This window comes from Alteromonas aestuariivivens, assembly GCF_003367475.1.
GTDB lineage: Bacteria > Pseudomonadota > Gammaproteobacteria > Enterobacterales > Alteromonadaceae > Alteromonas > Alteromonas aestuariivivens.
In genome coordinates, this window is the sequence record NZ_QRHA01000007.1 from 210,613 (window position 1) to 235,025 (window position 24,413).

20 protein-coding genes are annotated in these 24,413 nt (G+C 51.2%); 4 read left to right on the forward strand and 16 right to left on the reverse strand.

The features are described from left to right. Nucleotides 1-28: 28 nt before the first annotated feature. Both DXV75_RS11315 and DXV75_RS11320 read left to right on the forward strand, forming a co-directional pair. Nucleotides 29-808: an ABC transporter ATP-binding protein gene (locus DXV75_RS11315; RefSeq protein WP_115593523.1), complete on the forward strand. Its 780-nt coding sequence runs from the start codon at nucleotides 29-31 to the stop codon at nucleotides 806-808. A 3-nt stretch (nucleotides 809-811) separates the two neighbouring features. Then, entirely contained in the window at nucleotides 812-2,005 is a 1,194-nt protein-coding gene (locus DXV75_RS11320; protein ID WP_115593524.1) for an ABC transporter permease, read from the forward strand. A gap of 252 nt (nucleotides 2,006-2,257) precedes the next feature. Here the strand turns inward: DXV75_RS11320 and DXV75_RS11325 are convergent, their stop codons facing one another. From DXV75_RS11325 to DXV75_RS11395, 15 genes are all read right to left on the reverse strand, one after another. After that, on the reverse strand, nucleotides 2,258-3,988 hold the full coding sequence (locus DXV75_RS11325) for an SLC13 family permease (RefSeq protein WP_115593525.1): 1,731 nt from the start codon (nucleotides 3,986-3,988) through the stop codon (nucleotides 2,258-2,260). A gap of 18 nt (nucleotides 3,989-4,006) precedes the next feature. After that, on the reverse strand, nucleotides 4,007-5,422 hold the full coding sequence (gene cysN, locus DXV75_RS11330; protein ID WP_115593526.1) for a sulfate adenylyltransferase subunit CysN: 1,416 nt from the start codon (nucleotides 5,420-5,422) through the stop codon (nucleotides 4,007-4,009). A 2-nt stretch (nucleotides 5,423-5,424) separates the two neighbouring features. Then, nucleotides 5,425-6,213 (reverse strand): 3'(2'),5'-bisphosphate nucleotidase CysQ, encoded by a 789-nt coding sequence (gene cysQ, locus DXV75_RS11335; protein WP_115593527.1) that lies wholly within the window; start codon nucleotides 6,211-6,213, stop codon nucleotides 5,425-5,427. After that, a complete protein-coding gene (gene cysC, locus DXV75_RS11340) occupies nucleotides 6,213-6,806 on the reverse strand; it encodes an adenylyl-sulfate kinase (RefSeq protein WP_181898409.1) in 594 nt (197 codons plus the stop codon). The genes cysQ and cysC overlap by 1 nt, the downstream gene beginning before the upstream one ends. After that, complete coding sequence (gene cysD / locus DXV75_RS11345) at nucleotides 6,806-7,720, reverse strand: sulfate adenylyltransferase subunit CysD (RefSeq protein ID WP_115593528.1); 915 nt, start codon at nucleotides 7,718-7,720, stop codon at nucleotides 6,806-6,808. Before cysD ends, cysC begins: the two co-directional genes overlap by 1 nt. A gap of 224 nt (nucleotides 7,721-7,944) precedes the next feature. Beyond that, nucleotides 7,945-9,465, reverse strand: a complete 1,521-nt coding sequence (gene putP / locus DXV75_RS11350; protein WP_115593529.1) for a sodium/proline symporter PutP — start codon at nucleotides 9,463-9,465, stop codon at nucleotides 7,945-7,947. Between the two features lie 138 nt (nucleotides 9,466-9,603). Continuing rightward, nucleotides 9,604-10,311 carry a DUF3379 family protein gene (locus DXV75_RS11355; RefSeq protein ID WP_115593530.1) on the reverse strand — a complete coding sequence of 236 codons (708 nt, stop codon included), beginning with the start codon at nucleotides 10,309-10,311 and terminating at the stop codon, nucleotides 9,604-9,606. Then, complete coding sequence (locus DXV75_RS11360; protein WP_115593531.1) at nucleotides 10,304-10,855, reverse strand: sigma-70 family RNA polymerase sigma factor; 552 nt, start codon at nucleotides 10,853-10,855, stop codon at nucleotides 10,304-10,306. Before DXV75_RS11360 ends, DXV75_RS11355 begins: the two co-directional genes overlap by 8 nt. An 80-nt stretch (nucleotides 10,856-10,935) precedes the next feature. After that, entirely contained in the window at nucleotides 10,936-12,804 is a 1,869-nt protein-coding gene (locus tag DXV75_RS11365; protein ID WP_425451702.1) for a DUF885 domain-containing protein, read from the reverse strand. 34 nt (nucleotides 12,805-12,838) lie between these two features. Then, complete coding sequence (locus tag DXV75_RS11370) at nucleotides 12,839-14,551, reverse strand: BatD family protein (RefSeq protein ID WP_245953180.1); 1,713 nt, start codon at nucleotides 14,549-14,551, stop codon at nucleotides 12,839-12,841. Next, a complete protein-coding gene (locus tag DXV75_RS11375; RefSeq protein WP_115593533.1) occupies nucleotides 14,551-16,443 on the reverse strand; it encodes a vWA domain-containing protein in 1,893 nt (630 codons plus the stop codon). The genes DXV75_RS11370 and DXV75_RS11375 overlap by 1 nt, the downstream gene beginning before the upstream one ends. Continuing rightward, complete coding sequence (locus DXV75_RS11380; RefSeq protein WP_115593534.1) at nucleotides 16,443-17,468, reverse strand: vWA domain-containing protein; 1,026 nt, start codon at nucleotides 17,466-17,468, stop codon at nucleotides 16,443-16,445. The genes DXV75_RS11375 and DXV75_RS11380 overlap by 1 nt, the downstream gene beginning before the upstream one ends. Then, complete coding sequence (locus tag DXV75_RS11385; protein WP_181898410.1) at nucleotides 17,461-17,979, reverse strand: DUF4381 domain-containing protein; 519 nt, start codon at nucleotides 17,977-17,979, stop codon at nucleotides 17,461-17,463. Before DXV75_RS11385 ends, DXV75_RS11380 begins: the two co-directional genes overlap by 8 nt. A 14-nt stretch (nucleotides 17,980-17,993) precedes the next feature. Beyond that, nucleotides 17,994-18,974 (reverse strand): DUF58 domain-containing protein, encoded by a 981-nt coding sequence (locus DXV75_RS11390; protein WP_115593608.1) that lies wholly within the window; start codon nucleotides 18,972-18,974, stop codon nucleotides 17,994-17,996. Nucleotides 18,975-18,979: 5 nt separating this feature from the next. Continuing rightward, nucleotides 18,980-19,936 carry an AAA family ATPase gene (locus DXV75_RS11395; RefSeq protein ID WP_115593536.1) on the reverse strand — a complete coding sequence of 319 codons (957 nt, stop codon included), beginning with the start codon at nucleotides 19,934-19,936 and terminating at the stop codon, nucleotides 18,980-18,982. Between the two features lie 349 nt (nucleotides 19,937-20,285). On the opposite strand from DXV75_RS11395, the gene fadI reads away from it, so the two are divergent. Together fadI and fadJ are read left to right on the forward strand one after the other, a co-directional pair. After that, nucleotides 20,286-21,596 carry an acetyl-CoA C-acyltransferase FadI gene (fadI, locus tag DXV75_RS11400; protein WP_115593537.1) on the forward strand — a complete coding sequence of 437 codons (1,311 nt, stop codon included), beginning with the start codon at nucleotides 20,286-20,288 and terminating at the stop codon, nucleotides 21,594-21,596. Beyond that, a complete protein-coding gene (gene fadJ, locus DXV75_RS11405; protein ID WP_115593538.1) occupies nucleotides 21,596-23,758 on the forward strand; it encodes a fatty acid oxidation complex subunit alpha FadJ in 2,163 nt (720 codons plus the stop codon). Before fadI ends, fadJ begins: the two co-directional genes overlap by 1 nt. A gap of 411 nt (nucleotides 23,759-24,169) precedes the next feature. Here fadJ and DXV75_RS17110 read toward each other — a convergent pair whose 3' ends face one another. Next, complete coding sequence (locus tag DXV75_RS17110) at nucleotides 24,170-24,334, reverse strand: hypothetical protein (RefSeq protein ID WP_181898411.1); 165 nt, start codon at nucleotides 24,332-24,334, stop codon at nucleotides 24,170-24,172. Between the last annotated feature and the right edge of the window lie 79 nt (nucleotides 24,335-24,413).

The window sequence follows — 24,413 nt, forward strand, 5'->3', positions numbered from 1 at the left end:
TAAAGAAATATTCAGGTAAGGAAAGGGAATGATCAAGATTGCACACCTCGCCAAGCGTTTTGCGGTGGAAAACCCCAAAAAGCTTAGTGAACAGGAAAAAAAAGATCCGCGACTAAAGGGGCGCTATTTCCATTCGGTAAAAGACGTGTCTTTTAGTTGTAATCAAGGGCAGGTGCTGGGATTGCTTGGGCCAAACGGGGCGGGTAAAACCACGACATTGCGTATGTTATCCACGGCTCTTAAACCTGACCACGGGGAAATTGCTATCCAGGGCGTGAATGTAGTGGAAAAGCCTCTGGTCGCGCGTCAGAAAATTGGTTTTTTATCGGGATCTACCGGTCTTTACGGGCGACTGACCGGTCGCGAGAACATAACCTATTTTGGGCAGTTGCACGGAATGCAGGCTGATGCCATTGAACAACGCATTGCCTACCTGGCAGACCTGCTGGAACTGCATAGCTTTCTGGATCGTCGCTGCGAAAGTTTCTCGACCGGAATGAAGCAAAGAACTGCCATTGCCCGTGCGGTGGTGCATAGCCCTGAAGTGGTGATCCTGGATGAGCCCACTACCGGTTTGGATATCATGGCGGCACAAACAGTTCATACTTTTATACGCCAGCTAAAAGAGCAGGGTACGCCGGTTATTTTTTCCACCCATCATTTGGATGAAGTGTCCGAATTGTGTGATCAGGTAACCGTTATTGATGCCGGGGTTACCCGCTTTAATAACAGTCTTTCAGCCTTCAAGGCACTGAGCCCTGGTTCCATGCATCAGGCCTTTTTGAATACATTGCAACAGGGAGCTTGATCTATGTGGCTGGTTTTTAGAAAAGAACTTAAAGAACTGTTGCGTGACCGCAAGACTCTGTTTTTTATGATAGCTCTGCCTATTCTGGTATTTCCCCTGATTTTTGGTGTAGTGGCGTATTTTTCAGGTAAAGCCATCGAAGAGGCTCAGAACAAGGTTTTACGCTATTCCATCATTGGGCAGCAGCATGCACCGGAATTGGCCCAGCGTTTATCGGAATCCGGTGAGTTTGAATGGGTTGAAATGGCCTCGGATACGGAACCTGCACAGTGGGTTCGACAGGAGAAAGTGGATTTTGTACTCGTGATTCCGCCAAATTACAGTAACGATGTACTCACAGCCGGGCAAATCACCCTTTCGGTTCATCTTAACGACTCGAGTCTGAACATGGTGGAGAAACGCCTGAATGAAATCACCACCAAAATTGCCGAGCGGAACCAACAGGATGCGTTTGTGCGCCTGGGATTGGATGCCAGTCAGAGTAAGGCCATGCTCAAACCGATTGTTGTCGAGAAAATAGATGTGGCGGATCAGCGTGAAAACTGGGGGGAGAAAATCGGCGGGCTGGTGCCGTACCTCGTTTTCATTTTATGTTTGCAGGGAGCCATGATCCCCGCTACCGACCTGGGCGCAGGAGAGAAGGAACGGGGAACTCTGGAAACACTGCTTATTTCGCCGATTGAACGGTATAAGCTGGTGCTGGGCAAGTTTATTACCATTGCGTTTGCCGGGGTTACGTCTGCAATGATAACTGTCAGCAGCATGGCCATTTGGGGAATTGTACTCAGTCAGGGTATGGCGATTGAGTTGGTTGCCAAATTTATGAGTGCTATCAGTGCAGTGGATTTTATTCTGATGTTTCTTATGCTGATCCCGGTGGTTGCCATTTTCGCATCGGTGCTGCTGAGTCTTTCCATCTATGCCCGCAGCTTTAAAGAAGCCCAGGGGTATATGACGCCGCTTGTGCTCGTTGTTGTGGTTCCGGTTATACTGGCGATGCTTCCTGGAATGGAGCTCAAAGGGGGCTGGGCGTGGGTTCCTCTGACCAACGTCGCACTGGCAATAAAAGAGCTAATCAAAGGGACGATGGATTACGTTCAGCTACTGGCCATTTTTTCATCTACTGTCATGATAGCCGGTCTTTTTCTGGGCTTTTGCTTGTACTGGTTCAATCGCGAGAAGGTGTTGTTCAGATAACCGACCTGACGATACAAATGAAGAAGGCGCTTTTCAGCGCCTTCAGACTGATGACAAACTACTGCGCTCGAAATTGCGGCGTCAAAAGTCTTCTCAAAATCCTCATTTACCATTTGTAAACTGCGGTTTTTCGGCGGCTTTTTCCTTGCACTTTCTTCGCTCGCTACGTTTGTCTCTAATCTGCAGAGTGTTTAATGTCAATAGCCAGACTTCATCAACACTCTGAAGGCGCTTTTCAGCGCCTTTTATGGCTCAGGATTGCAGATAAACCATATTGAGTAACAGCAGCACAATTGTGCTGTAGCAAATGGATATTGGTAACCCGATCTGAATAAAGTGCTTAAAGCGATAGTTCGCGGCGTTGAATACCAGCAGGTTGGTCTGATAACCGTAGGGGGATATAAAGCTGGCACTGGCGGCAAATGCAACTGCAAGCGCAAATGGCATCAAAGGTGCTCCGATGATCTCAACCAGCCCATAGGCGAACGGGAACATCAAAGCGGCAGCCGCATTATTGGTTACAAACTCCGTCAGCAGAAGGGTCGTCAGATACACTACAGCCAAGGCCAAAAACCAATTGGTGTCTGAAAGGTAGGGCATGAGTTGTGATGTGCTCAGGCTGATTACTCCGGAATTTTCCAGTGCTGTCGCAAGGCTCAGCGCTCCCACTATTACAACAATCAGGTTTAGCGGCATATTGCGTTTTATTTCGCCGCTGGAGGTGACTTTGGCACCTACAAGCAGTGCGGCAAAAAACAGTAGCCCGATACCCAATGGTAAAATTTCACTCGCTGCCAGCCCAACGGTGAGCAGAAATCCACCCACAGTGACCCATTCCTGCCAGTAAGTTAACGGGCGGGAAATTTTTTGCTCGGATAGAATGAAGAAGTTCTTACCCAGGTTTTGTCGGGTTTGGAAATCCGGCCCTGTGGCCAGCAGCAAAAAGTCCCCTGCCTGAAGGGTAATCTCCCCAAGCTTGCCGGATAACTGCTCCCCGTCGCGACGAATGGCCACCACAGCCGCATCAAACAATGCACGAAAACCGAGAGCCTTTATGGTTTTACCAATGATCTGGGCGCGGTTGGCGACAATCACTTCGGTGAGGTTTTCTCTGAGAATGCCGTCCGCCTCTGCGAACGTGGTCAGCCCGCGAATGTGGCTCAGGCTGTCGAGCTTTTGCACATTGCCGGAAAAGATTAGTTTGTCTCCCTCCATAATGATGAGATCCGGCGAAACTGGCGTTATCAGTTGGCCTTCCCGTATTACCTCTACCAAAAAAAGCTCCGGCAAGTTTCTCAGGTGATTTTCCTCCACCGTTTTGCCAATCAACTCGGAGTCGGCTTCAACTTCTGCTTCTACAATGTATTCGCGATAATCGTTTTGCTTGTTGGCGATGGTTGGCAAAAGGGGGGTGGTGACAAACAGCAGCAACCCGCAACTCAGGCCGGCTACCAGCCCAAACAGGGTAAAGTCCCAGAAGTTGAACCCCGGGTGACCATGCTCCTGGAGAAAGCTGTCTACAATCAGGTTGGTTGAGGTACCAATAAGCGTTACCGTCCCGCCCAGAATGGCGGCGTAAGAGAGCGGTATCAGCAATCTGGAAGCCGGATGGTACTGATTCTGTTTTACCGGGCCAATCAGGCTGGCGACAATGGCGGTATTGTTGAGCAATGCAGAGGAGAAAAACGTCAGACCAAACAGGCGCCAGAATGATGCAGTAAAACTGGCGGTAACGAGTTTCCGGCCCAACCGCTTGATGAGGGCTGTTTTGTCAATTGCGCTGCTCACCAGCAACAGCAATATCAGCGTTATCAGACCCTTATTGGTCAGGTTTTCAAGAATGTCATCAAAGCTGAGTTGCTGTGAGACCATCAACCCCAAAACGGCAACCGCAAAAATGGTCGAAGGACGCTGATTGGAAAAGATCAGCGCAAAAATGGTGCTGAGGAAAACCATCAGCACCATAACTTGGTTTACGTCCATATAGTGTCCGTACTCGCCCTACAGTTTGCTGATATCGATCGCATTCCAGTGAGGGAAGTGCTTACGGACCAGAGCATTAAATTCGAGTTCGAATTCTGAAAACTCCGGCGCAGCGTGTTGCTGGTCCTTAGCCAGTGCATCGATGACCATTCCCGCTCCAACAGTACCATTGGTAAGGCGATCAATGATAATGAAAGCACCGGTATCGCGGTTTTTCACGTAAGGGTCGCAGGCAACAGGCTGGGTAAACTTCACGTCGACGACCGCGATTTCGTTCAGGTTCATGTGCACGGAATTTTTGTGCTCAAGCGTATTTACGTCAATCAGGTATTCGATGTGAGCCACCACGCCAGTGGTCATCTTGGTGGCGAACTTAAAGCTGTATTGCTTGTTCGGCATCATTGGCTCTTCTGACATCCACACCAGGTGAGTCTTAAACTGGGTAGACATCAATGGCAGATTGTCGGATTTGACAATCATGTCACCGCGGGAAATGTCAATTTCATCTTCGAGTGTCAGCGTTACCGCCTGGGGGGTGAATGCCCGTTCCTGCTCACCTTCAAAGGTTACAATGGACTTAACCGTGGAAGTTTTTCCTGACGGCAAAGCGGTAATGGCATCACCCGGTGCGATCTGACCGGAAACCACAGTCCCAGCGAAACCACGGAAATCAAGATTTGGACGATTCACATACTGTACCGGGAAGCGGAAATCGTCGTGGTTGCTGTCTTCGCCAATCTCAATGGTTTCCAGCAGCGACATTAGAGGCTCCCCCTCAAACCAGGGGGTGTGGACACTCTTGTTCACAACGTTGTCACCTTCCAGAGCCGAAATGGGCACGAAGCGAATGTCCGGAATATCGAGATTTTCAGAAAAGGTCAGGTAATCTTCCCGAATCTGGTTGTAGACTTCTTCGCTGTAGCCCATCAAATCCATTTTGTTGATGGCGACAACAACGTGTTTGATCCCCAGCAGACTGACCAGGAATGAGTGGCGCCTGGTCTGGGTTTTCACTCCGCCACGGGCGTCAACCAGGATGATGGCCAGATCGCAGGTAGACGCACCGGTCACCATATTGCGGGTGTACTGTTCGTGCCCAGGAGTATCGGCAATAATGAACTTGCGTTTATCCGTTGAAAAATAGCGGTATGCCACGTCGATGGTGATACCTTGCTCACGCTCAGACTGCAGACCGTCTACCAGCAGTGCCAGATCAACTTTCTCACCTGTGGTGCCGACTTTTTTACTGTCCTGGGTGATTGCCGCCAACTGATCTTCGTATATCATTTTTGAGTCGTGCAGCAAGCGTCCGATCAGGGTGCTTTTGCCGTCATCCACGCTGCCGCAGGTCAGAAAGCGCAGCAGATCTTTGTTTTCGTGTTGCTCAAGGTAAGCCAGGATATCCTGTTGTAATAAAGTATTTTCGCTATTCATGCTCATGCGCTCACAAGGAAAAAGGGGTTTAACACAGACTCTTTTTGATTGTAGGTCAGAGCCTCGGCAACCGGGTTCAGCGGGTTTTCTGGGTCCAGTACGGTTACGCTGGCTCCGGCTGCGTTTGCGACAGCGTGTGCCGCGCCGGTATCCCATTCTGAAGTTGGCCCCAGACGGGGGTAGAGATGTGCTTCGCCTTCTGCGACCAGGCACAGTTTCAAAGAACTGCCCATTGCAACCAGCTCGGATTCACCGCCCAGTTGCTCAAGCAGATTCTTGATCTCCGGACTTTGGTGAGAGCGGCTGCCTACCACCTTCCAGATTTCGCCTTCTTCATGCTGTCGGGCAGAGATTGAGGTGAAGCCCTGAGGGGTTTCTGTCCAGGCGCCCAAGCCGGCAATGCCGATGTAAGCTTTCTGCAATACCGGAGCATACACCACGCCCAATACCGGCACACCTTTGTCAATCAACGCAATGTTAACGGTAAATTCACCATTTTTCTTGATGAATTCCTTGGTACCGTCCAAGGGATCAACCAACCAGTATTGCTGCCAGGTCTGACGCTCATCCCAGGGGATGTTGGCAGACTCTTCCGACAGAATGGGCAGGTCAGAAATTGCCTTTAGCTCGCTGACAATGCAATTGTGTGCGGCCAGGTCGGCTTCGGTTAAAGGGCTGGTATCCTGCTTTTCAAAAATGGCGAAATCCTGATCATAAATCGACATGATCTTGTCGCCGGCTAATTTGGATATGCGCAGAATCTGTTCTGCGAGTGGATCAGGTAGTGCCATTACACAAGTCCTTTTTCTGATAGCAAGTTGTACAGGCGTTCGGCGGTTTGCTCCGCAGACTCTTCCTGATACTGCAAATGAACTTCCGGATTTTCCGGTGCCTCATACGCTGAATCAATGCCGGTAAAATGTTTGATTTCACCGCTGCGCGCCTTCTTGTAGAGCCCTTTTGGGTCACGCTGTTCGCACACCTCAAGAGGGGTGTCGATAAAGACCTCTATGAACTCACCGTCTTCCAGCAGATTGCGACAGAAATTGCGATCGGCCTGAAAGGGAGAAATGAAGGCAGTCAGTACAATGATTCCGGAATCAACAAACAGCTTGGCCACTTCGCTGATGCGGCGGATGTTTTCCACCCTGTCAGCGTCGCTGAACCCCAGATCGCCGCACAGACCATGACGAACATTGTCGCCATCGAGCAAATAGGTGTGTTTGCCCTGCGCCTGCAGCTTCTTCTCCAGCAGATTGGCTGTGGTTGACTTGCCTGAACCGCTCAGGCCGGTTAACCACAACACTCGGGGTGTCTGACCGAGACTATCGGCACGGGAAGCTTTATTGACTTCGTGTTTATGCCAGACAATGTTGGTTGACATCAGAAGTACCCTTCCATTTTCTTCTTCTCCATGGAACCGGCACTGTCGTGATCGATGACCCGGCCCTGACGTTCGGAAGTTTTGGTCAGTAGCATTTCCTGAATAACTTCCGGCAGTGTATCCGCTTTGGACTCCACTGCTCCGGTCAGTGGGTAGCAACCCAGGGTACGGAAACGTACGGAACGCATCTCTGGCACTTCACCGTCTTCCAGCGGCATGCGATCGTCGTCAACCATAATCAGAACGCCGTCCCGCTCCACAACCGGGCGGGGTTTGGCCAGATACAATGACGGGATTTCGATATTTTCCAGATAGATGTATTGCCAGATATCCAGCTCGGTCCAGTTAGACATCGGGAACACCCGGATGCTTTCACCTTTGTTGATTTGTGAGTTGTATATGTTCCACAGCTCCGGACGCTGGTTTTTCGGATCCCAGCGGTGATTGCTGTCGCGGAAGGAGTATACCCGCTCTTTGGCGCGAGATTTTTCTTCGTCACGGCGAGCACCACCAAAGGCTGCGTCAAACTTGTACTTGTTAAGTGCCTGTTTGAGAGACGCTGTCTTCATGATGTCGGTGTGTTTGGCACTACCATGGGTGAACGGACCAACGCCCTGTTCAACACCTTCCTGGTTAATATGCACCAGCAAATCGAAGCCATGTTTTTTTGCCTGCTGGTCACGAAACTCGATCATCTCGTGAAATTTCCACGTTGTATCCACATGCAGTAACGGGAAGGGAATTTTACCTGGCGCGAACGCTTTGCGGGCCAGGTGCAACAATACCGAGGAATCCTTTCCAACAGAATAGAGCATGACAGGGTTGTCAAACTCTGCGGCAACTTCACGGAAGATATGGATACTCTCGGCTTCGAGCTGTTTAAGGTGCGTAATAGACGGAATACTTGCAGTCATTGTCTTCGAGTCCGATGGTTGTGGTTATATGCTAAAGAATTATATGTATAGAACCCTAACATATTAAAACGGAAAACTGTAATGCGATTTCGCTATTTTAAATAGCAGTTTTATTACTATTCATTAGGCAGTTAGCGACTAATCGGGTGGTTTTTGGGTAATAGAGCCGGGAGGATAAAGAGCACCGGGCCTGAACAGGACCGGTGCTGATGCTGGAATACAGATTAAGGTTTCGTGCTTGCACCAAGCAGTGTCTGGCGGAAGCGATCGAAGGTTTCGGTTACGCCGTCACGGGGAGAGCCAGACTTACTCAGTATCACGATAGTGAGGCTGGACAGTACAAAACCCGGAACAATTTCATACATCCAGTTACTGAGGCTCTGGCCGCCAATCGTAACCGGAAGATAAATCCACAACAGTACGGTAACGGCGCCAACAATCATTCCACCCAGCGCCGCTCTGCGAGTCATGCCACGGCGGAACAGGCTGAATAATACCAGGGGACCGAATGCCGCTCCGAAACCTGCCCACGCATTGCTGACCAAATTCAGGATGGTGCTGTTGCGATCGTAGGCCAGGAATATGGCTGTCAGAGCAACAACCACAACCGAAATTCGTCCGGCAATAACCAATTCGCCCTGGGTTGCGTCTTTACGCAGAAAGGCCTGATAAAAGTCGCTGGTCAGTGAACTGGAGGTTACCAGCAACTGGGAAGAGATGGTGCTCATGATAGCCGCGAGAATGGCTGCCAGCAAAAAGCCTCCAATCAAAGGGTGAAACAGGATCTGAGACAGGTAAATAAACACGGTCTCCGGATCAATCGACACACCGGGCTGTGCAGTAACATACGCCATGCCAAACAGGCCTGTCGCCAGTGCGCCGATGATGGAAACGACCATCCAGCTCATACCGATACGCCTTGCAGAGGGCAGGTCGTTAACTGAGCGAATAGCCATAAAGCGCACGATAATGTGCGGCTGACCAAAATAGCCAAGGCCCCATGCCATCAGGGATACGATGCCGATGACAGACAACGACTGTCCGGAAGACGCATTCTTGAAAGGGTTAAACAATGCAGGGTCGATGGCTTGTATTGCGTCGATGGCCTGGCCGGGACCGCCCAGCTCGGCGATCACTACGAAAGGTACCATGACCAATGAAACAAACATGATACAGCCCTGAACAAAGTCCGTCATGCTTACTGCCATAAATCCACCCACCAGGGTGTAGGCAACCACCACACCGGCAGTTACATAAAGGCCCACTTCGTAACTCAGGTTAAACGACGTTTCGAACAGTTTACCGCCAGCAACAACGCCGGATGATGTATACAGGGTGAAAAAGATCACAATCACCACCGAAGCGATGACTCTCAGCAGGCGGGAATCGTCGGCAAATCGATTTTCGAAATAATCGGGCAGAGTTATGGAATTGTTGGCAACTTCAGTGTAAACCCGTAATCGGGGCGCGACCAGATAGTAGTTGGCAAGTGCGCCCATTATCAGGCCAACGGCAATCCAGCCAGCCGAGATGCCTGCGACATACATGGCCCCGGGCAACCCCATCAGCATCCACCCACTCATATCGGAGGCACCGGCAGAAAGAGCGGTAACTGCAGGGCCAAGTTGACGCCCACCCAGCATGTAGCCTTCTACACTGGTATCGGTTTGCCTGTAGGCAAAAAAACCGATGCCCAACATCGCCAAAAAATACAACCCCAGGGAAATGATTGTGCCTGTCGCCATGATTTTTCCTTGTTATTTTTTACTTAATGCTAACAGGATTCAAAGTGGGCTTCTATGGCGGCGGTAACCAGTTAACTGGCAGTTCACTGCAAAAACGTATCGGCATCAACTAAAAAAGCGGGGACCAAGCCCCGCCTGTCAGGTTGAAAATAACATATTGCGTGTGACCTTGTTTTTTAGTGGTGCGAGTTCGGCGCCGTTTTCACCCACCACGATGACGTTGGCTTTGTGCAGATCCACACTCTCTCCGTGGAATCTTTCACCGGCAAAGCTTTTTGGTAACGCTGTGTCGTCAGAGTGGGGCAGCACAAACACAGACATCAGACCCTGATCGGTGTCCAGTATGAGATGCAGAGAACGAACCGTACTCAGATGGCAATAATTGGCGGACTTTACATTGCCGATGTCAGCGGCCAGATGGGCGCCGAACCCTGCAAGTTTGGCGTTTATCTGTTGAAGGTCTACTGGCACTGCTGAATGGGATTTTTCCTGCTCCGCGTATTGCATGTGGGCCAGTGCCTGCATGCTAAGGTCAGCCTGGGGAGCGTTGTACCACTGGGTAAAACTGATGCCGGCTACAAAGGCAATTGAGGCTGCCATGGCGGTATACCAGCGATTGCGTTTTTTCTGTAACGCGAAATCCCTTACCGATTGTTGCCATATCAGTTTGTGTGCCAAATCTTCGGGTACAGGCACTTTGCTGGCAACGCTCAGGCGATTGTTGAATGCCTTAAGTTCGTTGCGGAACGCCTGTTTTTCTGGGTCCTGAGTTGCAGCATCGATAACATCCTGCTCATTATTGTCAGGGTTTGCGTAAACACGGCGTCTGAATTCCAACTCATCCATTTTTACGACCTCGCAGTGTATTCTGACTCTCCAGGGCTTCTTTTAACTGGTTTCTGGCCCGAAAAAGGCGAGTCATGACGGTATTTTTGTTCAGGTTCAGCTGTTCTGCAATCTCTTCACCGCTGAAGCCGAACAACAGTTGTAGCATCAGAGGTTCTCGGTATTCCTCCTTCAGGCCCAGCATCAGCTGATTCAGCTCGCGATGAGCCAGCGCCGATTCGGTAGAGGGCTGTTCATCGAATACACTGACATCATCAATGTCGACCAAATCCAGTTGCTTGCGTTCAAAGCGCCGTGCGTTTTCCCGTCGCAAAATGGTAATCAGCCAGGATTTTGCAGCTTTTTCATCCTGCAGGGAATCGAGGCTTCGCCATGCGCGCAGGAAGGTCTCCTGGACAATGTCCTCGGCCACTGGCTTGTCTTTCACCAGCCAGTAGGCATACCGATATATATCAGCATGAAATGCCCGGACCAGGGTTTCGTAACGTTTTTGTTTTTCCTTCATGCCGGATAAGACCTGAGCCTCTCCATTTTTATTTCGCATATACCTAACTTTTTCTGATTACAATCAAAAAAGGCCTGACGCAAAAGCGTCAGACCTTTTACCGGGGGCTTCGATTTTGGCTATTCCCCCGTCGCCTGTCTGATAATCCAGGCGTCAATTTTTTCTTCCAGAATGGACAGTGGAACCGGTCCATCTTTAAGGATTTCATCATGGAACCCGGCGAAATCAAATTTCGGCCCCAAGGTTTGTTGTGCCTTGTCACGTAATTGCATGATCTTCAATTTTCCAATCATGTAGGCAGTGGCCTGACCTGGCATGGCGATGTAACGCTCAATCGCTTTCACCGCATCGTATTCCGGGTTTGGCGTATTTTTGATCAGGTAGTCAATGGCGTATTCCCGGCTCCATTGTTTGGCGTGGATACCGGTGTCGACCACCAGACGGCAGGCCCGCCACAGTTCCATTGCAAGGCGACCGAAGTCTGAGTAGGGATCCTGATAAAATCCCATGTCCTTGGCAAGTTCTTCGCTGTACAGCCCCCATCCTTCGGTGTAAGCAGTTGCGCTCAGGAATTTCTGGAATTCGGGAATGCCTTCCAGTTCAAGGGCAATCGCCCGTTGCATATGGTGTCCCGGGATGCCCTCATGATAGGCAAGTGCTTCAAGCTGGTAGGTGGGCATGGCTTTCATATCGTAGAGGTTGGCGTAATAAATTCCCGGGCGGGAGCCATCCTGTGCCGGGTTCTGGTAAAACGCCTTACCGGCAGACTGTTCGCGAAAGGCTTCGACCCGTTTCACCACCATAGGAGCTTTGGGGATCAGACCAAAGTACTCGGGGAGAGCCTCGCGCATTTTGTCGATGGCGGCTTTTGCTTCGTCGAGATAACGCTGGCGACCCTCGTCGGTATTAGGGTAGTAAAATTGTTCGTCGGTACGCATGAATTCGAAGAATTCCTGCAGGCTGCCCTCGAAGCCAACGTGTTGCATGATGCCTTTCATTGATTCGTGTATACGCTCTACGTTATCCAGCCCTATCTGATGCACCTGTTCGGCAGTAAGATCGGTAGTGGTGAACCAGTTCAGACGGTTTTGGTACCATTGGTCTCCATCGGGCAGTCTCCAGACGCCATCGCCGTCGGGGGTAAGTGTTTTCTGATGTTCCAGTTCATGCATCAATTTCCGATAGGCCGGTTCCACCGAAGTAAGCAGGGCGGATTTCGCCTCATCCAGTAATCGCTGTTGACTTTGCGGGTCCAACTCAAGGTCATTGACCTTTTTCTGAAAGTCTTCCCATATGGTGGAAGACTGTTCACTGCTATCAAACGGTGCTCCGGCAATAACATTGCGGGAAGCCTGTATCATCTGGTCATACGCCCAGTCTGGCGGAAACACACCCAGCTGTTCCCGCACACGCATCTGATCAATAACTTGGTCAAAGAGCGCTGCTACCTTTTGCAGGCGGCTGATATAGGCTTGTGCGTCCGATTCATCGGCAACACGGTGAATGTTAATAAGAAAGCTGGGCACCATCGTGTGGGCAGCGCGAAACTGGTGAACAATATAGGTGTGATGACGAAATTCGTCATTAGCGAGCTCTCGTAGCAACTGCTGACGGAATAACCGAAGGCTCAGCATTTCGGATTCTGACAACTGGCTGGTGTCAAAGCCATCGAGTTCCTGGAGGCGGGATTTGGCGATGGCTATAGTTTCATCGATGTGTTGCTCGGATACGTCGTCCCATTCGCCGTAATTCCATTTGATTCCCAGGTAACTCTGAAATAGGGGCGAGCGTTGCAGATCTTCCTCGAAGGTTCGCGCGAAAAATGCCTGTAAGCGCTGTGATTCTGACTGAATCTGTTCAGATGGTCGCGCGCTGTCTGCAGACTGGCTATTACTGGCTGGCGGAGTCGAAGTACACCCGATGATTCCACAGAACAGGGCCGCCATTGAAGTCAGGCGCAAGCCGCAGCTGATTTTTTTGCTATGCATGAATTTTTTCCATCGTTGTTTTTGAATTGATTTCTCAGCTTGGGTAAAGCGCGGGCAGGCTGTCCGCGGACGTTTTTCGTTGCTGTAAATAAGTCTGTCTGACCTGCTTTAACGTGCTTACGAGCAATTCTGGTTGCCACTGCCCCGCATGATTTCCATACTGGTACTGCAGCATTTCATCTACCGGTACCTGCAGTGGCCTGGTAACCTCCCAGTCTGCCGGCCTGATTAGCTGACCTTTTGGGCAGTCCAGAGCAGTCAGCCAATGCTTCAAAGCAGCCTGGATGCTTCCGGTTTTGCCACTTTTCAGCGCATCTAACAAGGTATTAAACGCCTGCTTTTCCGCTTCGATGCCAGGTGCTACCCGGATACTTGTTTTCGCCGGACGTGCCCGCGCGTTGCGGTAATAATAGACAGTGCCGCCCCATCCTGCCAATGTGGCCAGCCACAGTGCCGCCAATGCCCACCAGGCGTAATCCCGGCTGGGTACAGAGATCTCTGCAGGTACGGAAGGCTGAGGTTGTGGAGCGGCTGTGTTTTGTTCCACTGAAGACTGGAAGGTGTTTTCCGGTAAAGGCTGAGCAGGGGCTCTAGTCGCCGACGTTGCTGCTTTGACTTCAATACTGCGTGCCGGCAAGCGGGCGTATTCGGTTTCTCCAGTCAGAACATTAAACCAGGGAACCTGCAGTTCGGGCAGAACGAACCGGCCAGCCTGGGTTGGGATCAGTGCCACGGATTCAACCCGCTGAGCGATGAGCGTACCATCCCGGTTGATCGTCGCTGTGTTGCTCTGGTCTGGATATAACTTGAAGTTTGGCGGGTAAGATTGGGGCAAATCTGGCAGTTGCTCTTCCACAACACCCATGGCGGTGAGTGTCAGCGTTCGGGTTACGGGCTCACCGACCACAAATTCCTTATCCTGTTGCCATTCTTCATCAAGTCGCACGAATTCACTGGGGAGCCAGTGATAGCCAATGTTTGCCGGAACCGGTTTTACTTCAATATCAATATCGGGCCCGACCCGGTTGACAGACTGGGTGCGGTTGAAAAAGCCAAATCTCTGATTGGTATTGGGGGCCAGCACTTCGCCGGCGAAAACCGGCCCCCGGACAGTAAACTCTCCGGAATGCTGGGGAATGATGGCAAAACTGCGTTCAATAATTTGATAGCGTTTGCCATTGATGATTTCAGAGTACTGTTTGTCATCTCCGATTTGTTTGACCTGAGCGTTGGTCAGCTCCGGTGCCTGAAGGCTGCCCCGTTCAATTCCCGTGGCGAGGTACAGCTTGGTGGTATAACGGATTTGCTGATGCAGATAGACGGAGTCTGTATCCACTTCCGTGGTCACGTAGTAGTCCCGCGCCGGTTTGTTGGCACCATCCTGCACCGGAATAACTTCAACCTGGATGGGGGCCGATTGCTGGTTTTCGATGCGAAACGCCGGAATGGTAAAACGCCCTGTTTTGCGCGGGAACAGGGTAGTGGTCCAGGTTGTGGTCTGGCGTTTGTCAAAATTGACGATGGAAGTCTGGGTGCTGACCGACGTTCTTCCAACCACAAAGTCTTTAAGCAGGGCCGAACTGTCAAATGCATCGCGGTTGGGATCACCTTCGGAGATGACGGTTAACTGAATGGCTTCGTCCAGCATTACCGGATTTTTGTCGATAGTGGCGTCAACCTGACTCACATCCGCCCAGGCCGATGAAACCAGGCTAAGGGTAAAAAACAGAAAAAAGGCATTTTTCATTACCATTCGCTCCTATTGGCCGGCATACGTTCACGGCGGCGTTTCTGGGCTTCCAATTTCATTTTTTGTTGCAGCAGGTAGGCCGGATCATCAGGGATACGACGCATCAGATTATCCAGCCGACGCTGGTTTTCTTTTTCTTCATCGCTCATCTGAGCATCCTGAACCGAAGCCTCTTCAGACTGTTCCGATTCGTCACGGGACCCATCAGGTTGTGAGTCTTGCTGATCCTCACCCGATTGGTCCTGAGGCTGCTGGTTTTCCTGCTGCTCCTCAGGCTGTGAAGATTGTGAACCGTCATTTTGTTGAGACTCAGACTCTGATTGCTCAGAGGATGGCTCCGAGGAGGACTCCTGGTTATCGGAATTCTGCTGGTTGTTTTCAGAATTGCTCTGCTGTGATTGAGAATCGTCAGACTGAGAATCCTGCGAAGACTGCTCGTCGTTTTGCTGCTGATTGTTGTCAGATTCGGATTCCTGCTGTTGCTTAAGTTGCTCCAGCAATTCCTTGTTTATGCGGGCATCTTCAAAATCCGGGTTTGCCTCAAGAACCTCAGAATATTTTTCAATGGCTGCGTCCAGCTCTCCAAGCTGCGCAAGTGCGTTTCCCTGGTTGTACAAACCTTCTGGCGTGTCCAGCTGGGAATAGGCATCGAGGGCGGCCTGGTAGTTACCTGCTTTGTATTCGGCTGCACCTTTCCAGGCCCATGAATCAAAGCGGTTAGCAGCTTCTGCATATTGCTGTTGGTCAAACGCCCGGATACCCTGTTGATCAGGGTTGAGAAACGGCTTTTGCCACCAGGGCGTTGTAGCTTGATTAAGAGAAGCCTCTGGCTGTTGTTGGGCCGTGGCTGTATTAGAGGCGAGCGGCAAAATCAGCAGACTGGCAACACACAGCACCAGGCCGCGACGAAAGCCATAGGCTGCGAAGGGAAGCAGCACCAGCAGCAGGTACGGACCCAGTTCGTCCCATTGGTCTCCGGTACGCTCCTGTGTTTGTTCGTCATCAGCCTGAGTACGGTCTAACAGGTCGGTGTGTACCAAATATTTTATGTCCCGTTCGTCGGCACTCAGAGAACTGTATCGTCCACCCGCATTGCGGCTCAGGCTTTTGAGTGGCCCCTCGTCCATCCTTGGGATCACAATGGCTCCGTTGGTTTGTTTGAGGAGTTCACCGTTCAGTTGTTTGATCGGTGCTCCCTCTGCAGTACCGACTCCGAGAATATTGACTGTAAACGGAAGATCACCAACAAAGTCCTGTAACTCATTAAGCTGGGACAGCTCAATGCCGTCGGTAATCCAGTAGATGGAACCTCGGGTGTAGCCAGCGTTGGTCAGTAATTCTGCCGCAAGTTCCAGCCCGTACAAGGGTTCACTTCCGGCTACCGGCATAATTTCCGGGCGCAGGCTGGGCAACAGGGCGGTAAGATTGGTTGCATCGGCGGTTAACGGGCTAATAGTAAAGGCGTCACCGGCGTAGGCCACTAATCCCATGTCGCCTTCGTCAATCTGATTGATTAAGTCTATGGCTTTGTATTTTGCCCGGGTCAGTCTGTCGGGTTTTACGTCCGTCGCGCGCATCGACATCGACATATCCATCACCACCACATGACCTGTTTTGAGCTGAAATACCGGCTGTGGCAGCCTTTCCCAGGTGGGGCCGGCTAATGCCGTTACCGCCAGCAGCCAGCCAGCAGCCAGCAACCAGTAAGGCGGCGAATGTCGCCGCGCAGTTTTGCCGGTCACCATATGTGAGTAGAGGTGGTTGGCAATCACACTCTGCCACCCGGAATGGCGCTTACGCCAGTGAACCATAATAAACAACGCCAATAAAAGCGGAATCAGTGCGTAAAACCACTCAGGGCGGAGAAAATGAAAATCTTGCCAATGCATTATGCGGTATCCATTTTCTGTTGAGATTGACTTAGTGACCAACGGCTTCGAAGGTTGCGAAGCAAATACATCAGTATGGGCAGGCAGGTCAGTATGAGTGCTGCCGCCAGCGGATAATAAAATAACGCACTTTGCGGGCGCATCTTGCGATCTTCACCTTTGATGGGTTGGAGCTCATCCAGCCGCTGGTAGATGGCTTCCAGTTCCGCGGCGTCGCGGGCCCGAAAATATTTTCCGCCGGTAGAAGTGGCCAGATCTGTCAGCATTTCCTCGTCGAGTTCCTGCGATGGATTTACCTGACGATTGCCGAAAAAGCTCTGTACCAGCATGCTGTCTGCGCCGACTCCGATGGTGTACACCGTTGCGCCACGATTGACCGCAAGTTCCTTAGCCTGTTGAGGGGTAATGTTTCCTGCCGTGTTTTGGCCATCGGTGAGCAGGATCACCACTTTGTTGCCGTTTTCCTTCGCTTCAAAGCGTTTGACTGCAAGGCCAAGTGCATCGCCGATGGCGGTTTGTTCACCTACCAGACCGATAACTGCTTCGTTCAGCAGGGTCGCAACCGTATCCCTGTCAAACGTCAGGGGGGCCTGTAAGTAGGCCGTATCGGCAAACAAAATGAGCCCTAATCTGTCACCTTCACGACGTTTGATGAAATCGTGCAAAACGGATTTGATCATTGTCAGGCGGTTAACCGGGCGCCCGTTAATTTGCATGTCATCGATTTTCATGCTGCCTGACAAGTCCACCGCCAGCATCATTTCGCGGCTTTCATCGGCCACACTGACAGGTTCACCCAGCCACTGAGGGCGGGCGGCGGCCGCCACCAGGCAAATCCACGCCAGGAACGCGATTACGGTTATGCCACGCTTTTTACTGACCGGCGGGCTCGATATTGCTGTATCGGGCTGCAGAGATGGCACCTTCAGGGCAACGTCCTGCTGTGTTTTTCGGGCTGGTAAAAAAAGCATAAAAAGCGGCAACGGCAGTGCAAACCATGCCCACCACCAGGCAAATTCAAACATGGCTAGCCTCTGCAATTTCAGAAGGGTGGTTTGATTTTGCGCCCAAGCGGGCACTTTTCAGCCAGCTTATACAGGCCTGCTGGCAAACACCAAACTGATTCGGGTTAACCCTGCCACTGCGGTAAAGTGCGTTCTGTAATGTTTCCAGGCCCTGCTGCACAGATGCCTTTCGGTGCCGGGCAGGCAGTTGTCTCAGCAGAAACTCCAGCCAGCGTTCGCCGTACAAACTGGCGGTTTGCTGGTTAGGGAAGTAGCGCTTTGATATTCGCTTTAAAATCCCGTTAAGTTGCCCGGCCCAGTCGGGCTGATTGCCATCGATTTGCTGGACATGTCCAATGGCTTCATTGAGGGCGCGCCGAAACTTACGCCGTTTTGTCCAGGTAACAATAGCGTACACGGTAACCAGCAGGACCACGACAGCCAGTAACCACCATCCCCAGGCCAAAGGCCACCAGTCTACCTGACCGGGCAGATGAACATCCCTGAGTTGATCCAGAGGGTTTGTTTGCATTGGTACTGTGCTGTTCATGATCCAAACCCCCGTTGTGCGTTCAATTGGGTATCCAGAGGTAAACCTGCGTTGATTTGATGCAGTTTTACCGATGCTTTGGCGAAACTTTTTTCAACCGAGGAAAAGTGGGTGCTTCGCCACTGCTGATAGCGTTGTTGTTGCGATTTGTCGCCTAATAACCAGGTCTGGCGTTGAACGCCATCGGTGACGTTGACCGGCAGGACATCTGCGGTTGCCGGTAATGTCATTTCAAGCGGGTCTACGACCATCAATGCCTGAATTTCACAGTGTCTGCTTAGCTGGCTGACATGCTGTTGGGCCAACTCGCCGAAATGGTTGAAATCGGAAATGAGGTAAACCAGACTGCCGGGTTTGGCAAGGCGCCGAAGCCTGGCACAGGCGTCCGCAAAAAGGCGCTCAGGATCGTTGCTCGACACTTCCGGATTCGTATTGTTGCCTTGAGTTTGTGCCTGTTGCTGGATGCCAATCAGTTCGTGGCAGATATTCAGTACCGCACGTTTACGTGACAGGGGCTTACACTCCCGGTGTTGCCAGTCGTTAAACAGCAGTGCGCCCACTTTGTCACCACGGGCGGCCGCAGCCCAGCTGATCAGGGAAGCCAGATGTGCCGCTTGCACAGCTTTGAGCAGTAATTGGGTGCCGAACTGCATACTGGAAGTCATATCACACAGAATATGTACCGGGCGCTCTCGTTCCTCCCGATAGATTTTGGTGTGGGTTTTTCCGGTTCGCGCAGTTACCCGCCAGTCGATGGCGCGGATATCGTCGCCGGGCTGGTAATGCCGGGCTTCGTCAAACTCCATCCCACGGCCTTTGTGTTTGGCCAGGTATGCCCCAGACAGGTGGGCAAGGGGCGTTCGTTTGGGGGTCAGATCCAACATCCGATTGAGTTGCTGATAACGCAACAGCTCACTGACGCCCAGGTGAATGCCGTCGGTGTGTAACTCGTCGAGCCAGTCCATTGTGTCTGCCATCACATTCAGGGTACAGCTACTGTGTTTACAATGGTATCCAGAACCTTATTGACGCTGATACCTTCCGCCTCTGCCTGATAAGACAGGATTATGCGGTGTCTCAGCACGTTATGGACCACAGCCTGGATGTCATCCGGCCCGACAAAATCCCTGCCTGACAGCCAGGCGTGGGCGCGGGCACAGCGGTCCAGAGAAATGGTGGCCCGGGGGCTGGCCCCAAACTCAATCCAGTTGGCCATGGCTGCATCGTACTTTTCCGGCTGCCGGGTGGCCATAATGAGCTGCACCATATATTGTTCAAGCTCCGGAGCCATATGCAGAGAGAGGGCTGACTGTCGGGCTGAAAAAATTTCCTGCTGAGTGAGTGATGGCGGGGTCACGGTGCCCTGCTTTAGTTCTTCGTTACGGGTCAGTCTGAGAATTTCCAGCTCAGTATCGGCCTGCGGATAGTCAATTTCTACATGCATCAGAAAGCGGTCAAGCTGGGCTTCTGGCAGAGGGTAGGTCCCTTCCTGCTCAAGCGGGTTTTGGGTCGCCATGACCAAAAAGAGATTGGGAAGCCGGTAGGTCTTATTGCCAACCGTAATTTGCCGTTCCGCCATTGCCTCGAGCAACGCCGACTGGACTTTGGCCGGAGCACGGTTGATCTCATCGGCAAGCACCAGATTGTGGAAAAGCGGGCCTTTCTGGAACACAAACTCGCCGGTCTCCGGCCGATAGATATCGGTGCCGGTCAAATCCGCCGGGAGCAGGTCTGGTGTAAACTGCACCCTATGAAAATCGCCGTCCATGCCATTGGCCAGCGCGTTGATGGCACGGGTTTTCGCCAGCCCTGGCGGGCCTTCCACCAGGAGATGGCCGTCAGCCAGTAACGCAATCAGCAAATTGCGGGTAAGCTGGTTCTGGCCAATAATTTGTGTATCAAGGTAGGCTTGTAACTGCCGAAACTGCTCTGCTGCCATAGCGGTGATTGTCCGTTTATTGAATTATTCTCAGTGTGTTTAGTGTGTTCAGCCGCCCGGTGTGGTTAACAACCCATCGGGTCTCTATCAGAGACTGTCCTTCTCATATATGGTTCCTTCGTTCATCTTCAAGAGATGTCGTTCTATCGAATTGAGGTGTTTTTATCAGAGCGTGAATTTCTGCACAAATGTGCAATGTAAAAAAATGTGTTCTAAGCGCTTGGTCTTGCTGTTTAAACGAAAGGACACGGCTGTTGGGCATAGGATATTTGCTATTTTGTTCATTGTTTGTAAAAATCTGCAGCATTTACAGGTCTGACCACTTGGCGTGGCGAAAATTAGGTGCAACATGGCAACAAAACAAACTGTTACTACCCGTTCTGGTGAACGCATTGCGATTGTCGCAGGACTGCGAACCCCATTTGCAAAGATGGCAACTTACTTTCACGGCGTACCCGCCGTGGATTTAGGTAAGATGGTTGTTAATGAAATGCTTGTGCGTAACGGCGTTGCACCTGAGTGGGTGGAGCAGGTTGTGTATGGGCAGGTTGTACAAATGCCGGAGGCACCCAACATTGCCAGAGAGATAGTGCTGGGAACCGGGATGAATGTGCATACCGACGCCTACAGCGTTTCCCGTGCCTGTGCGACCAGCTTTCAGTCCACGGTAAACATTGCCGAGAGCATGATGGCGGGGAACATTCAGGTTGGGGTCGCTGGCGGGGCAGATTCAACGTCCGTATCTCCTATTGGGGTGTCCAAAAAGCTGGCCAGGGCACTGGTGGATTTGCAAAAGACAAAAACCGTAGGTCAGAAGTGGCAGGTTTTGAAAAAGCTTAAATTCAAGGATCTGTTACCGGTACCTCCGGCTGTAGCCGAATATTCCACCGGGTTGTCAATGGGGCAGACCGCTGAGCAGATGGCCAAAACCCATCAGATCAGCCGTGCTGAGCAGGATAAACTGGCACATCGCTCACATACCCTTGCGGCCCAAAGCTGGGAAAGCGGCAAACTGGACGGTGAAGTCATGACCGCCTACGCCGAACCATTCAAGGGCGCTCTAGAGAAAGACAACAATGTGCGTTTTGATTCCAGCCTTGAGGGATACGCCAAATTACGCCCGGTGTTTGATAAAAAATACGGTTCAGTAACCGCGGCCAACGCCACACCACTTACTGACGGTGCATCGGCAGTTCTGATGATGACAGAGAGCCGGGCCAAGGAACTGGGATACACGCCATTGGGGTATATCCGCAGTTATGCCTTTGCAGCCATTGATGTATGGGAAGATATGCTGATGGGTCCGTCGTATGCAACTCCGATTGCGCTTGAACGTGCTGGCATGAGCCTGAATGATCTTACCCTGATTGAAATGCACGAAGCGTTCGCAGCTCAGACGCTGGCCAACGTGAAAATGTTCGCCAGCGACAAGTTTGCGCAGGAAAAACTGGGCCGCTCAAAAGCAACCGGTGAAATCGATATGGAAAAATTTAATGTAATGGGCAGTTCCATTGCGTATGGCCACCCGTTTGCGGCTACCGGTACCCGCATGATCACGCAGATGCTCAATGAATTGAACCGTCGTGGCGGAGGTACAGGGTTGCTGACCGCATGTGCCGCAGGTGGATTGGGCGCTGCCATGATCGTGGAGACAGAATAATGAGTCAGGAGAATACCCCAGTGAGTGAATCTCAAGCCCAATCGACGGTCAGTGCTTTTTCGCTTGTTAAGCAGGATAACGGTGTAGCCATTCTCACCATGGACGTTCCCGGTGAATCCATGAATACGCTCAAGCAGGCGTTTGGTGATGAAATCAATCAGGTTCTTGATCACATTGAACAGGACAGCGATATTAAAGGCGTAGTGCTGGTCAGCGGCAAGCCGAATTCCTTTGTTGCCGGAGCCGATATAGCCATGCTGGCCGCGTGTGAAACGGAGCAGGATGCTGAAGCCCTGGCTCAAGGCGGACAGGCGGTTTTTGATAGAATAGAACGCATGCGGGCCACCTTTGTTGCCGCCATTCACGGCCCTGCACTGGGCGGTGGGCTGGAACTGGCACTGGCCTGTCATTACCGGGTTTGCAGTGATGCTGCCATCACTCAGCTTGGACTGCCGGAAGTTCAGTTGGGATTGTTGCCCGGAAGCGGTGGTACGCAACGGCTGCCTCGGCTGATTGGCATACAGCAGGCTATGAAAATGATGCTGACCGGGGCTTCTGTGCGTGCCAAGCAAGCCAAAAAGTATGGCATTGTGGATGAAATGGTGCCGCTGAGCGTGCTTACCGATGTGGCAGCGCAATTCGCGCTTAAACCTCACCCTGAGCGGGGCACTCCGCAAAAAGACATCGCCAGCAAAGCACTGGAGCGGACGTCGTTTGGGCGTAATCTTCTGTTTAAGAAGGCCCGTCAGCAAACGCTGGCTAAAACCAAGGGCAACTATCCGGCACCGTTGAAAATTATTGATGTAATTGAAACCGGGATAAATAAAGGCTTTAGGGCAGGGCTGGAGGCGGAAGCCCTGGCGTTTGGCAAACTGGTGATGAGCCCCGAATCTTTCCAGTTGAGGCAGATTTTCTTCGCGACCACAGAAATGAAAAAAGAGCGGGGCGTTGTGGGGGTTGAGCCTTCAAAAGTTCGCAAGGTTGGCGTGCTCGGTGGTGGCCTGATGGGCGGCGGAATCGCCTATGTTACTGCGACCAAGGCTGGTTTGCCGGTGCGTATTAAAGATGTGCGGGCCGAAGGTATCGCCAATGCCATGAAATATTCATACGATTTGCTGAGCAAGAAAGTACAACGTCGCTTTATGCGCAAGAGCGAAATGCAACAACAACTTTCGCTGTTAACCGGTACTCTGGATTATAAAGGGATGCAGGACGCGGATATTGTGGTGGAAGCGGTATTTGAAGATCTTGGCCTCAAACAGAACATGGTCGCTGATGTGGAAAATCACTGTCAGGCGCATACTGTTTTCGCCTCTAACACGTCCTCCATACCAATCACACAAATTGCTGCCAAGGCAAGCCGTCCTCAGAACGTGATTGGTCTGCATTACTTCTCACCGGTTGATAAAATGCCGCTGGCAGAGGTTATTGCGCATGCCGAAACGTCGGATGAGACAATTTCCACAACAGTGGATTTTGCCCGCAAACAAGGTAAAACCCCCATTGTAGTGAAGGATGGGGCAGGCTTTTATGTGAACCGTATTCTGGCTCCCTATATGAATGAAGCCGCTTGCATGCTGCTTAACGGCGAGCCGGTAGAACATATTGACAAGTCACTGGTGAAATTTGGTTTCCCGGTTGGGCCGGTAAAATTGCTGGATGAGGTGGGGATTGACGTAGGAACCAAAATCATCCCTTTCCTGGTAAGCGAATTCGGTGAGCGTTTCACTGCCCCAGATGCGTTTGACAAGGTACTGGCAGACGATCGCAAGGGCAAGAAAAATAAAAAAGGCTTCTATCTTTATAGCGGTAAAAAAGCGGGTAAAGAGGTTGATGAAAGCATTTATACACTGCTTGGGATCAATGCGGCAAAATCATTAAGCGAACAGCAGGTAGCAGAGCGCTGTGTAATGATGATGCTAAACGAAGCGGCCCGATGTCTGGATGAGGGGGTTATTCGTAGTGCCCGTGACGGTGATATTGGGGCCATATTCGGTATTGGTTTCCCTCCATTCCTTGGTGGTCCGTTCCGCTATATGGACAGTCTGGGGCTGCAGCATGTGGTTGAACGACTGACGCACCTGGCAGAGACGGTTGACACTAAATTTGCTCCGGCTGACGTGTTAGTCAGCATGGCGGAAACGGGAACAACATTTTACTAAAATGTAATAAAACAGTTAAAAACCGGGCTTTGCCCGGTTTTTTTGTACCAAAGCGACAAAAACACTGGTTTATTAGACTTCGATCTGTACAATTTCTACTCTCTGGAGTTTTGTTCGTCAATTTATTGGCTAGTGTCTGAGCCATATTTACTTAATAAGGGGGCTTGTTTGTTGGTATTAGTGATGGTCGCTGTATTAAGTAGTGTGTTTTATTACATTGAGGCGGTTAAATCCGGTTTGAATGCGCGCAACTGGGCGCTCGCCGGCCTGCTGTTAGGGCCTCTGCTGTTTCCCATGTTTACGGTTAGCCGCCACGTGGCCTGGCGCCGCTCAACAGGTTTCAATAACCTTTATCTACGCGCATAAAAAAGAGAGGCATGCCTCTCTTTTTTAGTCATATCCCTGTTCAATTTAGAAAGCGATACCGCCTGTAGATCCGCCACGGCCAGGTTTAACAACCTGTGGCTGAGTAGAAGCCTGTTGTGGCTTCTCTGATGCATTTTTAACACCTTCCTGCTTGTCAGCAACCGGCGCGGTGGTAGAAAGTACTAGTGCTACTGCGTAAGCTTTCAACATAATTCAATCCTCTGATTTTTATTTTGAACAAAACAAACAAATCCGACTGACAAGTAATTTGCCGGTCAAAGAGGATATA

Bases quoted from the DNA above. Each gene is read 5' to 3' on its own strand.
- DXV75_RS11315 (WP_115593523.1), top strand. From the start codon at position 29: ATGATCAAGATTGCACACCTCGCCAAGCGTTTTGCGGTGGAAAACCCC.
- DXV75_RS11370 (WP_245953180.1), bottom strand. From the start codon at position 14,551: ATGAAAAATGCCTTTTTTCTGTTTTTTACCCTTAGCCTGGTTTCATCG.
- DXV75_RS11325 (WP_115593525.1), bottom strand. From the start codon at position 3,988: ATGGACGTAAACCAAGTTATGGTGCTGATGGTTTTCCTCAGCACCATT.
- DXV75_RS11365 (WP_425451702.1), bottom strand. From the start codon at position 12,804: ATGCATAGCAAAAAAATCAGCTGCGGCTTGCGCCTGACTTCAATGGCG.
- DXV75_RS11390 (WP_115593608.1), bottom strand. From the start codon at position 18,974: ATGGCAGACACAATGGACTGGCTCGACGAGTTACACACCGACGGCATT.
- DXV75_RS17110 (WP_181898411.1), bottom strand. From the start codon at position 24,334: ATGTTGAAAGCTTACGCAGTAGCACTAGTACTTTCTACCACCGCGCCG.
- DXV75_RS11395 (WP_115593536.1), bottom strand. From the start codon at position 19,936: ATGGCAGCAGAGCAGTTTCGGCAGTTACAAGCCTACCTTGATACACAA.
- cysC (WP_181898409.1), bottom strand. From the start codon at position 6,806: ATGTCAACCAACATTGTCTGGCATAAACACGAAGTCAATAAAGCTTCC.
- cysD (WP_115593528.1), bottom strand. From the start codon at position 7,720: ATGACTGCAAGTATTCCGTCTATTACGCACCTTAAACAGCTCGAAGCC.
- cysQ (WP_115593527.1), bottom strand. From the start codon at position 6,213: ATGGCACTACCTGATCCACTCGCAGAACAGATTCTGCGCATATCCAAA.
- fadI (WP_115593537.1), top strand. From the start codon at position 20,286: ATGGCAACAAAACAAACTGTTACTACCCGTTCTGGTGAACGCATTGCG.
- fadJ (WP_115593538.1), top strand. From the start codon at position 21,596: ATGAGTCAGGAGAATACCCCAGTGAGTGAATCTCAAGCCCAATCGACG.
- DXV75_RS11380 (WP_115593534.1), bottom strand. From the start codon at position 17,468: ATGTTTGAATTTGCCTGGTGGTGGGCATGGTTTGCACTGCCGTTGCCG.
- DXV75_RS11355 (WP_115593530.1), bottom strand. From the start codon at position 10,311: ATGGATGAGTTGGAATTCAGACGCCGTGTTTACGCAAACCCTGACAAT.
- DXV75_RS11385 (WP_181898410.1), bottom strand. From the start codon at position 17,979: ATGCAAACAAACCCTCTGGATCAACTCAGGGATGTTCATCTGCCCGGT.
- DXV75_RS11360 (WP_115593531.1), bottom strand. From the start codon at position 10,855: ATGCGAAATAAAAATGGAGAGGCTCAGGTCTTATCCGGCATGAAGGAA.
- DXV75_RS11320 (WP_115593524.1), top strand. From the start codon at position 812: ATGTGGCTGGTTTTTAGAAAAGAACTTAAAGAACTGTTGCGTGACCGC.
- cysN (WP_115593526.1), bottom strand. From the start codon at position 5,422: ATGAATAGCGAAAATACTTTATTACAACAGGATATCCTGGCTTACCTT.
- putP (WP_115593529.1), bottom strand. From the start codon at position 9,465: ATGGCGACAGGCACAATCATTTCCCTGGGGTTGTATTTTTTGGCGATG.
- DXV75_RS11375 (WP_115593533.1), bottom strand. From the start codon at position 16,443: ATGCATTGGCAAGATTTTCATTTTCTCCGCCCTGAGTGGTTTTACGCA.